The organism is Nocardia sp. NPDC058114, assembly GCF_042884695.1.
GTDB lineage: Bacteria > Actinomycetota > Actinomycetes > Mycobacteriales > Mycobacteriaceae > Nocardia.
Genome location: NZ_JBHVTK010000009.1, coordinates 233591 through 246560 on the forward strand (window position 1 = coordinate 233591; position 12970 = coordinate 246560).

13 protein-coding genes are annotated in these 12970 nt (G+C 68.4%); 1 reads left to right on the forward strand and 12 read right to left on the reverse strand.

Features of this window, described 5'->3' with window-relative positions:
- Position 1: 1 nt before the first annotated feature.
- From ACFVVI_RS28610 to ACFVVI_RS28630, 5 genes are all read right to left on the reverse strand, one after another.
- Complete coding sequence (locus ACFVVI_RS28610) at positions 2-754, reverse strand: glycosyltransferase family 2 protein (RefSeq protein ID WP_379312729.1); 753 nt, start codon at positions 752-754, stop codon at positions 2-4.
- Positions 751-1770, reverse strand: coding sequence for an NAD-dependent epimerase/dehydratase family protein (locus tag ACFVVI_RS28615; RefSeq protein WP_387447557.1), 1020 nt, complete (start codon positions 1768-1770; stop codon positions 751-753). Before ACFVVI_RS28615 ends, ACFVVI_RS28610 begins: the two co-directional genes overlap by 4 nt.
- Positions 1771-1829: 59 nt before the next feature.
- Positions 1830-2102 carry a hypothetical protein gene (locus tag ACFVVI_RS28620; protein ID WP_387447558.1) on the reverse strand — a complete coding sequence of 91 codons (273 nt, stop codon included), beginning with the start codon at positions 2100-2102 and terminating at the stop codon, positions 1830-1832.
- Positions 2103-2185: 83 nt separating this feature from the next.
- A complete protein-coding gene (locus ACFVVI_RS28625; RefSeq protein WP_387447559.1) occupies positions 2186-3052 on the reverse strand; it encodes a hypothetical protein in 867 nt (288 codons plus the stop codon).
- 6 nt (positions 3053-3058) lie between these two features.
- Positions 3059-4087: a 3-oxoacyl-ACP synthase III family protein gene (locus ACFVVI_RS28630; protein WP_387447560.1), complete on the reverse strand. Its 1029-nt coding sequence runs from the start codon at positions 4085-4087 to the stop codon at positions 3059-3061.
- Between the two features lie 179 nt (positions 4088-4266).
- Between ACFVVI_RS28630 and ACFVVI_RS28635 the strand changes: the two genes are divergently transcribed.
- Positions 4267-5409 carry a cytochrome P450 gene (locus ACFVVI_RS28635; RefSeq protein WP_378993540.1) on the forward strand — a complete coding sequence of 381 codons (1143 nt, stop codon included), beginning with the start codon at positions 4267-4269 and terminating at the stop codon, positions 5407-5409.
- Positions 5410-5457: 48 nt separating this feature from the next.
- Here ACFVVI_RS28635 and ACFVVI_RS28640 read toward each other — a convergent pair whose 3' ends face one another.
- The 7 genes from ACFVVI_RS28640 to ACFVVI_RS28670 form a co-directional block, all read right to left on the reverse strand.
- A complete protein-coding gene (locus ACFVVI_RS28640) occupies positions 5458-6177 on the reverse strand; it encodes a hypothetical protein (RefSeq protein ID WP_378993541.1) in 720 nt (239 codons plus the stop codon).
- Between the two features lie 212 nt (positions 6178-6389).
- Positions 6390-7787, reverse strand: coding sequence for an FAD-binding protein (locus ACFVVI_RS28645; RefSeq protein WP_387447561.1), 1398 nt, complete (start codon positions 7785-7787; stop codon positions 6390-6392).
- A 52-nt stretch (positions 7788-7839) separates the two neighbouring features.
- Positions 7840-8481: an ABC transporter ATP-binding protein gene (locus ACFVVI_RS28650; RefSeq protein WP_378993543.1), complete on the reverse strand. Its 642-nt coding sequence runs from the start codon at positions 8479-8481 to the stop codon at positions 7840-7842.
- Complete coding sequence (locus ACFVVI_RS28655) at positions 8481-9407, reverse strand: ATP-binding cassette domain-containing protein (protein WP_387447562.1); 927 nt, start codon at positions 9405-9407, stop codon at positions 8481-8483. The genes ACFVVI_RS28650 and ACFVVI_RS28655 overlap by 1 nt, the downstream gene beginning before the upstream one ends.
- Positions 9408-9483: 76 nt before the next feature.
- A complete protein-coding gene (locus tag ACFVVI_RS28660; RefSeq protein ID WP_387447563.1) occupies positions 9484-10395 on the reverse strand; it encodes an ABC transporter permease in 912 nt (303 codons plus the stop codon).
- A complete protein-coding gene (locus ACFVVI_RS28665; RefSeq protein WP_378993546.1) occupies positions 10388-11410 on the reverse strand; it encodes an ABC transporter permease in 1023 nt (340 codons plus the stop codon). The genes ACFVVI_RS28660 and ACFVVI_RS28665 overlap by 8 nt, the downstream gene beginning before the upstream one ends.
- Positions 11380-12963 (reverse strand): ABC transporter substrate-binding protein, encoded by a 1584-nt coding sequence (locus ACFVVI_RS28670; protein WP_387447564.1) that lies wholly within the window; start codon positions 12961-12963, stop codon positions 11380-11382. The genes ACFVVI_RS28665 and ACFVVI_RS28670 overlap by 31 nt, the downstream gene beginning before the upstream one ends.
- Positions 12964-12970 lie beyond the last annotated feature (7 nt).

Here is a 12970-nt window from a genome sequence, read left to right on the forward strand (position 1 = left end):
TTCACCGAATATCGACCACGTCGGGCCGATACCGATGATCGGCGTACCAGGCCAGCGTCTTGCGAATACCCCAGGCGCGCACTCGCCGATTCGAGCCGTGCACCCGCACGTCCCGGCGCAAACCATAGTCGGTGGTGATCGTGCGCACCGCGTTGACCAGCGCCCGGTCCTCGTGGAGATCCTCGATCGCGGTGCGCGGGAATCCACCTGCGGCAACATACAATTCGGCGGTGATGGCCATGTTGCACCCCGGTGTCATCACATATGGTCCGAGATACTTCGGATCCCGGTTGCCCGAGCGCACCTTGCCGAACGTCGACGCCACTTCCAGTGCCACCCGAATGATCGTGCGGTCGATCCAGGAAACGCCTTCATCGGTGCGCGGAATCAGCTGACCGCTGACCAATCGCAGCCCGGAGCCGAACCCGGCCTTGATCCGCCGGGTCCAGTCGGGGGCGGGCAGGCAGTCGGCGTCGGTGCGCGCGAGGTAGGTGGCGCCTCGGGAAATCGCGTAGCGCATCCCGGTATCGGCGGCGGCGCCGGTGCCCTTCTGCTGCTCGTCGATCACCACGATGCGCGGCAGTGGATGGGCGGCGGCGAAGGCCCGCACCACCTCGACGGTGCGGTCGGTGGAGTTGTTGTCGACCACGACCACCGTGAAATCCGTGTCCTGCTGTGCTGCGATGGCATTCAGGGTGCTGTCGATCCCGCGTTCCTCGTCGAAGGCGGGAATCACCACCCACAGATCACTCACGCGTCCTCCAGCAGCCGGTCCAGCCCGCCGACCTGGTCGACCCAGCGGTGGAAGTCGTCCAGGCCGGTCGTGAACGGCACCTCCGGTCGATAGCCCAGTTCACGGGCGGCGCGCGAAATGTCATAGGTCGCCGATCGGGTGACGAGCGCGACCGCGTACCGCGAGAGCGGGGGAGTCCACCGCTGCGCGACCGCCGGTATCCGCCACAGAGTCTCGATCGCCGCCAAGGCCCCGCCGAGCACCGTCGCGGGTACTGTCACGCTCGGTCCGGTCAACGAGAACCGTGCGGCCACCGCGTCCAAGGTCGCCCATACCGGCACCGGCTCCGCGTCGGCGATGAAATACGCACGCCCACCGATTTTCTCGGCTGTCAGCGCGAGAGTGGCGGCGTCGACGAGGTGGTCGATGTAGCACAGCGAAGCCCGAACATCGCGCCCGCCGGACAGATCCGGCAACCGCCCCGCCCGCAACTTCGCCAGAATCTGCACGATCGGCCCGTGCCGGTCGCCGGGCCCCCACACCGCGCGCGGCCGCAGCGAACACGTCGTGAACTCCGGTGTATCGGAGGCCAGCACCAATTGCTCGGCCACGGCCTTGGTCTCGCAATAGCTGTTCAGAAATCGCGCCGGGTAGGGCACGGTCTCATCGATCCCCACCTGATCCCCGCCGTCGGGTGCCATCAACGCACTCGGACTCCCGATGAACACGAACCGCCGTACTCCGGCCGCCGCGGCTTCCTGCATCAGCCGATCGGTCCCGGCCACGTTCACCGCGAAAAACTCCGCGGGCCTGCCGAATTCACCGAGCAGGGCCGCCGCGTGCACCACCGCGCGCACTCCGGCCACCGCCGCGGCCAGCGCACCCGCGTCGGCGAGATCGGCCACCGCCACCTCGCCGCCCTCCGGTGCCGAGGCCGGATCGCGAACCATCGCCCGAACCGGCACCCCGCGCGCCACCAGCCCGCGCACGATCGCGCCGCCGACGAACCCGCTCGCGCCAGTCACCAGCACTGTCATCGCGCCACGCTATCCCGTCGACGATCTCACGAAGCCGCGGCCGGACGGTGCCGCCTCGGTCACTGTTCGCCCTCGCCCAGCGTCTTCCACCAGGTAGCCCCGAGCAGCATGGTCATCACGGCCGCACGACGACCCGAGATCCCCCGTTCAGCGGCCACTTTCCGGGCTGCTGGAATCTGCGCGGCGTGCACTCCGACGCTCAGCACCACATCGATCCAGAAGGCCACCCGCAGCCACCGGGCGCGGAACGGCCGCACCACACCGGCGATCAGGAATATCCAGCCGATCACCGGAATCGACCGCAGCGCCAGCACCGCTCCCGGGCTGGGCACCGCGACCGAAGTATCGGCCGCCGCGCGATGGCGACCATGTCGCGGCGCACTCACCGGATCCGGAACAACATGCAGAGACCGTGTCACCGCACACCAACCCCTCGATAGGTCACTGCCGCCGCGGTGGGTCCACCGTCGGCGGCGACGAACAGCAACGGCCGTTCGGCCAGTCCCGCGTCACGAGCCGCCACGAACGCGGCGGTCAACGCGGAAGTGTGTGCGTCGGCGGCGAAGTCGTCGGTCACCACCGCGCCCACGCCGAGCTGGGCCGCCAGTTCGCCGGCGAAGTCCGCCGTCGGTTTACCGCACAGCAGCACCACCTGTCCGGCGTCGATACCGTCCGCCGCCAACGCCTCTCGCGCCGCGATAGCGGCGTGCTCGACGAGTTCCGCTGTCCCGGTGAGCAATTCCACCGTCAGCGAGGAACGCCCCTCGGCTCCCATCGCGGACAGCTTCACGTAGCCCTGCGGGTCGGGCAGTACGTCGCCGGCACTCACATGGACTCCGCCGAAACCCGCCGCTTCGGCGGAATTCTCGAGCACGAGAGCCGCCCCTACCGGCTCGAACGCGAACTCCACATCGGCCCGGCCCGACGGATGCGCGTCGCCCGACACGACGACGACATGTCCCGTGGGCAGATCTGCCAGCAGCGATGCGGCCACCCCGACCGCGTTCACCACCCCGCAGGCACCGTTCATCAGATCGAACGACAAGCACGGCACGTCACCGCGCCGATAGTCCAGCCCGATCCCCGCGGCCTGCTGGATCAGCGCCGCGACCGCCGGTTCCACCAGGTTCGCATCGCGATAGACCCCCACATTGATCAGTGCGTCGACCTGCTCCGGCGGACAACCGGCTCCCGCCAAGGCGTCGCGCGCGGCGCTTGCCGCCTGTCCTACCGAGCTGACTCCGCCGCTGCGCGTCACTGCCGAAGAAATGATGATTCCCATACTGTCCTATACCCGCAGATCGCCGATTGTCACCGACAAGAATCCGGCGACCACCCCGGAAGCTGCCGGTACCAGCAGTACTTTCGACCCCGGCTCGATCAGTCCCTGCCGCAACGCGTCGTGCAACACCACGAAATGCGAGGTCGACGCGGTATTGCCGTATCGGTCCAGCACCGCGAGTCCCGGCGGCATCGCCGCGTCGAATTCGCGCTCGGCGATCTTGTTGATCAATTCCACAGCGGGGCCGCTGAACTGGTGATGGATCAGGTAGTCGTAACCCTCCTCGGCGAAGCTGGAACCGCGGGCGGCCAGGAACTCCAGCTGCCGCGAGGTCCACAGCAGGTACCGGGACTCGTTGTGCATCGCCCGGTTGTCGGTGTAGAGCGCGACTCCCGGCCCCTGGTCACTGGGCATCCCCAAGCACAGCTTCGCGAACGCGGCGCTGGTGTTGAGCTCCACGTAGTCGAGCCCTGGCCCGTCGGTACCGTCGAGCAGCACGGCCGCCCCGGCGTCGCCGACGGTGAGCGAGGCGAACTGCGGGTCGTACTTCTGCGAGATCTCCCGCACCGCGGTGTCGGCGATCGGCGTGATGCACTCCCCGGACACCACCATGCCGCGACGCACCGCACCGGATCGAATCATCCTGTCCAGCAGGAGAACTCCGGTCATCATCCCGGCGCACGCGTTGGACACGTCGAAATGGATCGCCCTGTTCGCCCCGAGTGCGGTGCGCAGCATCAGAGCGAACGACGGTTCCAGACAGAAGTCCTCGCCCCGGGTCCGGGTGATCGAGCAGGAGATGATCACATCCAGATCGGCGGCCTCGTAGCGCGAATTGCCCAGTGCGCTGCGGGCGGCGGCCGAGGCGATGGTGAAGGAGTCCTCGGATTCGCCGCGTACCCTGCGCGCCCTGACTCCGCTGACCTTCTCCAGATCCAGCGGCGCGTCGACGGCCAGCTGCGCCAGCAACTCCGCCGTGGTCACTTCTCTGGCCGGCAGATACGCGCCGACGGCTTCGATTGTCGAACTCACCATGCTTGTTCACTTCCAGATATCGCGTGATGCACAGATCACCACCAGCGCATCTCGTCGATCCTAGCCACAGACCTTCACTAATCGGGCGTGCTCGATTAGATTCTGCCGGGGTGTGGAGCTCCGCCCGACGCCATGAACTAACCCTACTCGCCGCTGGTCAACCCTGGTTGCCTGGATTATTGCTGCTGGGACGGTTCGCGCGGCCCATCCGCAAGGTGCCCGAACTCGGCTGGTTCGTCGCCGATCCGCTGGTGGCCCGCCAGATCTACAACGACAGCACCCATTTCAGCATCGTGTCCGAGGGCGCGGCCGGGCACTGGTGGGCGCAGGTCATCGGCGACTGGGTCGAGGATCTGTTCGAGGGTCCCGGCCATACCGACCTGCGGACCAAGGTGCGCGACCTGTTCACCCTCAGCCACACCGATGCCCTGGTCGAGCGCGTGATCGGCCCCGACCTGCGCGACCTGCGCGAACGCCTGGCGGCGGGGGAGACCGTCGACATCGCCGCCCGCGCGCAGATCCTGGTCGGGCGCAGCGTCTCCGACCTGGTCGGCATGCGCCCCGAAGACATCGCCGCGGCCATCGGCGGCGACTACACCGACGATCAGGACGCGCTGTTCCTGCGCCTGTTCCATCACGTCGAAGAACTGGTCAACCTGGGTTTCGGCACGATGGCCTCGACCACGCTCGACCCGGTGGCGCTGGCCCGCGCGCGGGAGCTGGCCACCCAGCTCGCCGTCAACGTTCCCGACGCGTACGCCCGCGCCGATCCCGACACCACCCTCGGCCGCTGCCGCGAACTGGGCCTCGACGTCGAGCACGCGGGCGGCCTGGCGATCCTGATGGCCGTCGCGGGCACCGACACGCTCGCCAGCGCCATGACCAGAATGGTCGCGATCATGCACGACACCGACCAGCACCGCGCCCTGCTCGCCGCTCCTGATCGCCTTCCCGACGCGGTCCGCGAGACTTTGCGCGTCACGAGCCCGGCCTACCTCGTCGGCCGCTCGGTCACCGCGGACGTCCGCATCGCCGACCGCGACCTGCGCGCCGGCGAACACGTCAAGATCCTCACCTGGACCATCAACAACGCCGCGGGCGAGTTCCGCGTCGACCGGGACTACAACCCCGAAACCCGCCAGCTCTGGTTCGGCGGCGGCCGCCACCTCTGCCTCGGCGCCCAGCTCGTCCACTCCGAACTCACCGCGCTCCTCGAAGCGTTGACCGCGGCCGGACGCCCGTGGGAGATCGTCGAACGCCGCTACCGCAGAAAGGTTTTCATCCCCACCTACGAGGCGCTGCGCATCCGCCTCGCGCGCTGAACAGCACGAAAGGCCCCGTCCGGGTGGACGGGGCCTTTCCGGCGACGACTACTGGTTTTCCGGCGCGTTGATCCGGTTGCTGAAGCCGATGCCGATGGCGATCGCGGCGGGGACGCCGGTCAGCACCAGGCCCGCGGCCGCACCCAGCGGGATGCCGACGGCCGCACCGGCGAGGCAACCCGCGAGGCCGGTGGCGCCGCCGAGGGCGAGCACCGGGACGCCGAGAACCAGGCCGCCGACGCCGCCGATGGCGCAGCCCGCGAGGCCACCGGTGAGGGTGCCGACGAGAGTGCCGATGGCGGTGATGATGCCGAACTGGGTGGCCGCGGCGCTGACGGCGTCGTCGAAGGCGTCCTGCCGGACGACGTCCTTCAGCAGGGTCGACGGGCGGGCCGAGGCCACGTCGGTGCGCGGGGTCAGGGTGGCGCGGGTGCCGTCGACGGCGGCGTCGATCGGGTACTCGAGGTCGTCGAGCGTGTAGGCCAGCGGCAGGGCGGCGACGATGTTGCCCTGGTTGTCGCGCACCTGGAACTGGTTGTTCTCGGTGGTGAGCGAGCCCGCGTCGGTCTCGACGACGACCGCGTCGCCCTCGATGCCGGTCTTCCAGTTGATGCCGGGCAGCACCTGGTTCACACCCTGGTTCACGCCGTCGAGGAAGGCCGCGACGGGCGCGGGAGCAGGCGCCGGAGCGGCGTGCGACGTGCCGGTGGCAACGCCGAGCGCGGCGATGACGAGTGCGGAGGTTGCGGCAACCTTGCTGATGTTCATGAATGCAGTCTTTCCCTCAATGGCGATGCTCCCTGGGGAGCGCAGGCCCTCGATCGAGCACCCATGATCAAGTGTCCAACTGTTTGTTGCTGAAATGTAACTTAAAAAGTCTTAAGAGTTCAAAACGGACAGTGACGTGCGTCATTGCCGGTGAATTCGATTAACTGTGAACAGCTTTCGCTCGCAATTCACCGGCCGTGATCTGAAGCACATCAATGTCGAAGTCCTGTCACCAGCCGCAGCCGTCGTGCGAGGTCGGAGGCGAATACCCGTTCGGGGTCGACCCGGTCCCTGACCCGGCGCCATTCGTCGAGCCGTGGATACATCGTCGCGATCATCTCGGGGGTGGTCCGTGATTCCTTCGCGAGGTACAGCCGTCCACCCGCCGCCCGCACCCGCTCGTCGAGGTCGGCGCAGAATCGGTCGAGCCCGCTGGAGAGCGCGAAATCCAAGCTCAGCATGTATCCGGGATGCGGCCACGACAGCGGCGCCGGATTGCTCGCCCCCATGCGCTTGAAGACGTTGAGGAACGAGTGGTGCCCTGATTCGGCGATGGTGCGCACCGCGTCGGCCAGCTGCTGCTCGGCCCCGAACGGCATCGAGAACTGATACTGCAAGAACCCGCGCTTGCCGTACGCCCGATTCCATTCGCCGAGCAGGTCGAGCGGGTGATAGAACTGCGTCAGATTCTGGATGCGCCCTCGCGACCGCCGGGGAAACAGGCGATGAGCGGCCTCGGCGGCAATCCGGGTGGTCACCGAATTGACCATCCCGTTCGGAAAGATATCGGGCACTGTGAACAATTGTGGGGCATCGAAATTCAAGGGTTTGCTACGCAGTCTCGACGGCAACTGATCAACCGTGGCCAGCGAGCCCCGGCTGAATCCGGCCCGCCCGAGTTTCGCCCCGGTGGAAATGGTGTCCGGCACCGCCATCGAGTAGTCGTACCCGTCATCGGAACCGCCGGTCAGCAATTCCATCGTCTCGTCGAGATCGCGTGTGCGGTCGTTGTCGACGAGGAAATACGCGGTCTCGGTGTGCTTCAACCGAACTCGCGCGCCGATGATGATGCCGGTGAGCCCCATCCCGCCGACCGTCGCCCAGAACAGTGCCGAGTCGGGCCCCTCCGGGCCCAAGGTACGTACCGTTCCGTCGGCGGTCAGCAGATCCATCGACACCACGTGATTGCCGAAGCTGCCCTGCGAATGATGGTTCTTACCATGGATATCCGCGCCGATCGCCCCACCGACCGTCACCTGCCGGGTACCCGGCAGCACCGGGACCCACAGCCCGAACGGCAGCGCCGCCCGCATGAGCGTGTCCAGGCTGATGCCCGCGTCGACCTCGACGATCCCGCTGTCGGGATCGATGCTGTGGATGCGGTCCAGCGCGGTCATGTCGACCACCAGTCCGCCCGCGTTCTGCGCCGGATCCCCGTAACTACGCCCGAGCCCGCGCGCGATCACCCCGCGCGGTCCCGCGGTCCGCACCCGTTCGGCGATCACCGCGATGTCGGGAGTGTGCAGCACTTCGGCGACGGTCGGTGCGGTGCGGGCCCATCCGCTGAGGCTGCGGCACGCGCTGACTGGATTCGGTTGCGTGAATGTCACAGGGGCTCACGCTAAAACGGGTTCCTGTGCGCAGCCTGAGGTAATCGTGCGGTTATTGCGGAGATGCCTGCCGCGGGCTGAGGGTGCCGTCGTGCATCGTGGTGATGCGGGTGCAGGCGGCCGCGAGGAGGGGCTCGTCGTGGCTGATCAGCAGGACGCCGAGGTTGTCGTCGGCGCGCGTCATGACCAGGCGGATGATGGTGGCGGTGGTGGCCGCGTCGAGCATGGCGGTGGCTTCGTCGAGGATGAGGTAGCGGGGGTTCTGGGCGAGGGCGCGGGCCAGGCAGGCGCGTTGGAGCTGGCCGTCGCTGAGGGCGTGGGGGCGGCGGTCGAGCAGGTCGGGGGTGAGACCGACAGCGGTGGCCAGCGCGGCGAGATCGGGGACCGTGGCGCCGCGGATGCGGGCGGGCTCGGCGATGATCCGGGCGAGAGTGAAGTGGGGATTGGTTGCGGCACGGGGGGATTGAAAGACCATGGCGATGGCGCCGCGAGCCCGGCGGGGTGCCTGCCCGTCGACGGTGACAGTGCCGGAGGTGGGCGTCAGTAGCCCGGCCATGGTTCGCGCGAGCGTGGTTTTCCCCGATCCCGAGTCGCCGGTGATTCCGACGATCTCGCCCGGAGTGATCCGCAGGTCGACCCCGCGGATGACGGATTCCGAGCTGTAGCCCGCGGTGATGGAGTCGGCGATCAGCATCAGGACCTCGGTCGGCGAATCATGCGCGGCAGCTGGGGAACCAAGTGCGTCGGGCCACCCGCGTAGGGACAGATCTCGGACAGGTTCGTCAGCGCTCGCGGGGGATAGGGGAGCGGGTGCAGGCCGTGTTCGGGCAGGGCGGCGAGCAGGTCGCGCGTGTAGTCGTGCCACGGATCGTCGAGCACGTGCGCCCCGGGGCCGACCTCCATCAGGCGTGACGCGTACATCACCGCGACAGTGTCGGCGATGCCCGCGCGGATCAGATGCCCGAGATCGTGCGTGATCAGCAGGACCGCCGCACCGTCATCGGCGCACTCACGCAACAGTTTTCCGATCTGGTCGGTGCGCGTGCGATCGAGTCCGGAAGTGGGTTCGTCGGCGATGATCACCTCGGGGTCACCCGCCAAGGCGGCCGCTACGGCTGCCCGCTGGGCCATGCCGCCCGAGAGTTCGTGCGGATACAGATCGAGCGCGGCGACGGAGAGCTCGGCGCGCTCGACGAGGTCGGCGGGGGTGTGTGCGGTGCCGAGCGCGGTGATCGCCTCCGCGAGTTGAGATCCGACGGTCCGTACGGGGGAGAAGTAGGTGCTCGGTGACTGGGGGACCAGGGCGATGTGACGGCCGCGATACGGCAGGTGGGCGGCGAGGATGTCGATCGGTTCGGGGGCCGGGTCCGCACCACCGAGTTGCAGGCGAACGGACCCGGTGGTGATGGCTTCGCGTGGTAGCACACCCATCACGGCACTCGCGACAATCGACTTCCCGCAACCGGATTCGCCGACGAGCGCGGTGATCGCGCCTGCCGCGATGTCGAGAGACAGTTCGGTCACCGCGTGCACCACGCCACCGCGGCTCACCGGAATGCGGACGGTCAGCGCGTCGATGGACAGGCAGGTACCTGACTCGTGCGGTCTCGCGCTGTTCATATGGCCTCCTCGGCGGTCGCCGCAGCGCGACGTCGGCCATGGCATCCCGGCATCGGCGGGTCCTGCCGTGCTCGGTTCATCGCGGCATCCGTGCAGGTTTCGGTGGGGCCAGCAACCCGCGGAGTGACGATCCCGAGACAGCGACCGCCATCGTCGTCAGCACCAGGAATCCAGCGGGGAAGACCAGCGTCCACCACCCGCCAAGCAGCAGCGACGTGCGCGCTTCCTCCAGCAGTGTGCCCAGGCTCGGCTCGTGCGGCGGCAGTCCGAACCCGAGGAACGACAAGGTCGACTCGTGCCAAATCGCGTGCGGGAGAAGCAGAACCACCGCGATCAACGCCTGCGGGGCGACGGCGGGCAGCAGATGTCTGACCAGCAGGTGAGCGCGACTCGCACCTGCGAGCACCGCCGCGGACACGTACTCGCGCTCGCGCAGACTCAAGCTCTCCGCCCGCACGATCCGCGCCACCTGCACCCAGTGCGTGAGTCCGATCGACAACACCACCGCCAGCGCGTTTCCCCGGAACAGCGCCACGATCACGATTCCGAGCAGCAGATGCGGCAGCGCGTTCGCGGTATCGGCGAAGCGCATGATCACCCGATCCACCCAGCCACCGGCCAGCGCGGAGACAGCACCGACCAGCACCCCGATCACCGTCGACACCGCAGCCGCACACGCCGCGACCACCAGCGAGGTCCGCAATGCCGCCGCGATTCGCACGAACAGCGACCGCCCGGCCGAGTCGGTCCCGAACCACCACTGTCCGGACGGTGCCTGCCGTGCGCTCGCGAAGTCGGTCAGCCGATCGTCGACCCCACCGATCCACGGCACCGTCACCGCGTACAGCACCACCGCGGCCAGCACCGCCAGCGCGACACAAAGCCGCCGCTCACCGCCCGCTGACGCCCAGCAGGCACCGCGTCGCCCCTCGGCAGCTTCGCGCGGGACGTCGCGAGCACGAGCGCGCAGGCGATACCGCTCACCCATCGGCGCGCACCCTCGGATCGAGCAGCACCACCGCGACATCGGCGAGCAGCGAGCCGAGCATTACTGCGCAGGTCGTGCCGACAGTCAGCACGGCAAGCAGCGCCATGTCCAGATCCTTCGCCGACTGTACGAACGCACCGGCGATCCCCGGCCACGAGAAGATCTCCTCCACCAGCACCGCCCCGACCACGACCTCCGGCAGTCGCGCGCCGAGGATCGTCACGAACGGGGCCAGCGAGGCGGGCAGGATGTGCTTGCGGGTGATCGTCGCGGGGTCGATGCCGCGGGTGGCGGCACCGACCACGAAATCCTCACCGCGATTGCCCGACACCGATTCCCGCACGGCCAGCAGGAGCCACGGCACCTGTGAGACGGCCAACGCGGCAGCGGGCAGCACGAGATGTCGCGCCACCTGACCGACCCCGGCCTCAGCCCCGGCGTCGGTGAGCCCGGCAGGCGGCAACCAGCCGAGTCCGACCGCGAACACGCCGATCGAGGCCAGCGACACCACGAACGGCGGTAGCCCCTGCATCACCACACACGACGTGGTGACCAGCCGATCGATCACCCCACCGCGATGCATGCCCGCCCAGACGCCCGCGCCGAGCGCGACGGCGATCGCCACGCTCATCGCGATCACGACCAGCAGCACTGTCCACGGAATCCGTTGGGCGAGCAGGGTACTCACCGGCTGGGCGAACCCGCGGGAAACGCCGAGGTCGCCGCTGAACAGGTCGCCGATCCAGCGTCCGTACAGCTGGTACCACGACGCGTCCAGCCCGAGCTGATCGGTGAGCATCGCCCGATCCGACGCACTCGTCGTCTCGTAGCGGGCGCCGAGATAGCCGACCAGCGGGTCGAACGGCGACACCGCCGCCGCGGCGAAGAGCGCGGCCGACACCGCGGCGAGCACCGGAATCAACGCCGCCAGTCGCCACCCGACCATGGCTCGGAGGCCGCGTCCGCGAACGCGACTGCGCCCCATCAGCGGGTCCAGGTCTGCAGCGACCACCATGGTCCCCAGGTGACGCCGTGCGCGTGCGGCTCGAGAATCGGTCCCGACATCGTCCAGGAAGAATCCTTCACCACATAGGTGTGATCGAGATGGACCAGGAAGACGTGGCTCGGATCCTGGGCATACCGGCTCTGTACCTCCCGGTACGCGGCGGCGCGCACCGCGGGATCGACACTGCGCCGTGCGGTGTCGAGTCGCGCGTCGATCGCGGGATCCGCGTGCCTGCTCGCATTGTCGTACGGGCTACCCGCACTCGGGTCGAGCAGCGGCGAGTGCAGGGTGTTGTAGGCCTGGGTGTCGGGATCGTAGGGCTCGCTCCCGCCGCCGAGCAGGATCCCGGCCTGTGCGATGCGCGGCTCGATCCGATCCCAGGACAGCGCCTCGAGATCGACCTCGATACCCACCCGCCGCGCATCGGAGGCGAAAGCCAGTGCGAGGTCACGGCGCAACGTGTCGGTGGAGTTGTACATCACGGTGAATCGCGCGCGCACGCCGTCTTTCGCGCGCACGCCGTCGGCGCCGGCCCGCCATCGCGCACCGTCGAGGATCTGCTCGGCACGCGCGCGATCGAAGGCGAAAGCGACCGCCGGGTTGTGGGATTCGCCGTAGACCTCGGCGAAAGGCGTGTAGGCCGGGCGACCGTAGCCGCCGAGGATATTGTCGATCATCGCTTGCCGGTCCACCGCGTAGTTCAGTGCCAGCCGGACGGCCGGGTCGCCGGCGACCGGATCGCGCTCGGGCATCGACACACCGCGCCAATCCGCGGAAGTGTTGGCCTGCACCGACATCCGTTGTGCGAAGGTGGCGGCCAGCAGGGGCGGCAGTGACGTTCCGTCGAGTTCACCGGCGGCCATCCGCTGCGCGCGGGTGTTGTCGTCGGGCACGTAGAGCACAGTCAGCCGCTTGACCGAAGGCGCACCACCCCAATAGCTTTCGTTCGCTTCGAATACCGCTCTCGTCGGCTCCAGTGTTGTGAGCCGATAGGGGCCGGTGCCGATCGGGGCGGTATTGAGCGGTGATTCGGTCGCGGGCCCCGGTGTCGAGACGGACTCCGACGGCACGATCCCGATCAGCAGCTTGGTCGGGAACGCGGCATAGGGATGACGCAGGGTGAACCGCACCGACAGCGGATCGACGGCGTCGACCCGGTCGATCATCGAAAACGACGACCGCACCTCCGAGGCCGACGCCGGATCCAGAATCGCCCGGTAGGTCGCCACCACGTCGGCGGCGTCGAACGCCGACCCGTCACTGAACCGCACGCCGGGGCGCAGCGGCACCGTCCAGACAGTCGCGTCGGCGTCGGGCGTCGGCAATGCCGTTGCCAGGGCGGGCTCGAAACCGGGCAGGCCGGTGCCGCCGGTGAGCCGCAGCAATCCGTCGTAGACCTTGGCCTCGCCGGCCGCGCCGTACCCGGCGACGGGGTTGTACCCGCCCAGCTCATACGCGTCGGCGAGCACGAGCGAGTCGATGGACCCGCTGTCGGGCGCTCCGCACGATGTCAGCACGACCGCCAGCGCGGCTCCTACAGCGAATAGCGGCCGAGTGCGCATCCATCAT

Coding starts and splice junctions, on each gene's coding strand:
- ACFVVI_RS28655 (WP_387447562.1), bottom strand. CDS start 9,407: ATGAACAGCGCGAGACCGCACGAGTCAGGTACCTGCCTGTCCATCGAC.
- ACFVVI_RS28665 (WP_378993546.1), bottom strand. CDS start 11,410: ATGGTGGTCGCTGCAGACCTGGACCCGCTGATGGGGCGCAGTCGCGTT.
- ACFVVI_RS28640 (WP_378993541.1), bottom strand. CDS start 6,177: ATGAACATCAGCAAGGTTGCCGCAACCTCCGCACTCGTCATCGCCGCG.
- ACFVVI_RS28625 (WP_387447559.1), bottom strand. CDS start 3,052: ATGGGAATCATCATTTCTTCGGCAGTGACGCGCAGCGGCGGAGTCAGC.
- ACFVVI_RS28630 (WP_387447560.1), bottom strand. CDS start 4,087: ATGGTGAGTTCGACAATCGAAGCCGTCGGCGCGTATCTGCCGGCCAGA.
- ACFVVI_RS28670 (WP_387447564.1), bottom strand. CDS start 12,963: ATGCGCACTCGGCCGCTATTCGCTGTAGGAGCCGCGCTGGCGGTCGTG.
- ACFVVI_RS28650 (WP_378993543.1), bottom strand. CDS start 8,481: ATGCTGATCGCCGACTCCATCACCGCGGGCTACAGCTCGGAATCCGTC.
- ACFVVI_RS28615 (WP_387447557.1), bottom strand. CDS start 1,770: ATGACAGTGCTGGTGACTGGCGCGAGCGGGTTCGTCGGCGGCGCGATC.
- ACFVVI_RS28660 (WP_387447563.1), bottom strand. CDS start 10,395: ATGGGTGAGCGGTATCGCCTGCGCGCTCGTGCTCGCGACGTCCCGCGC.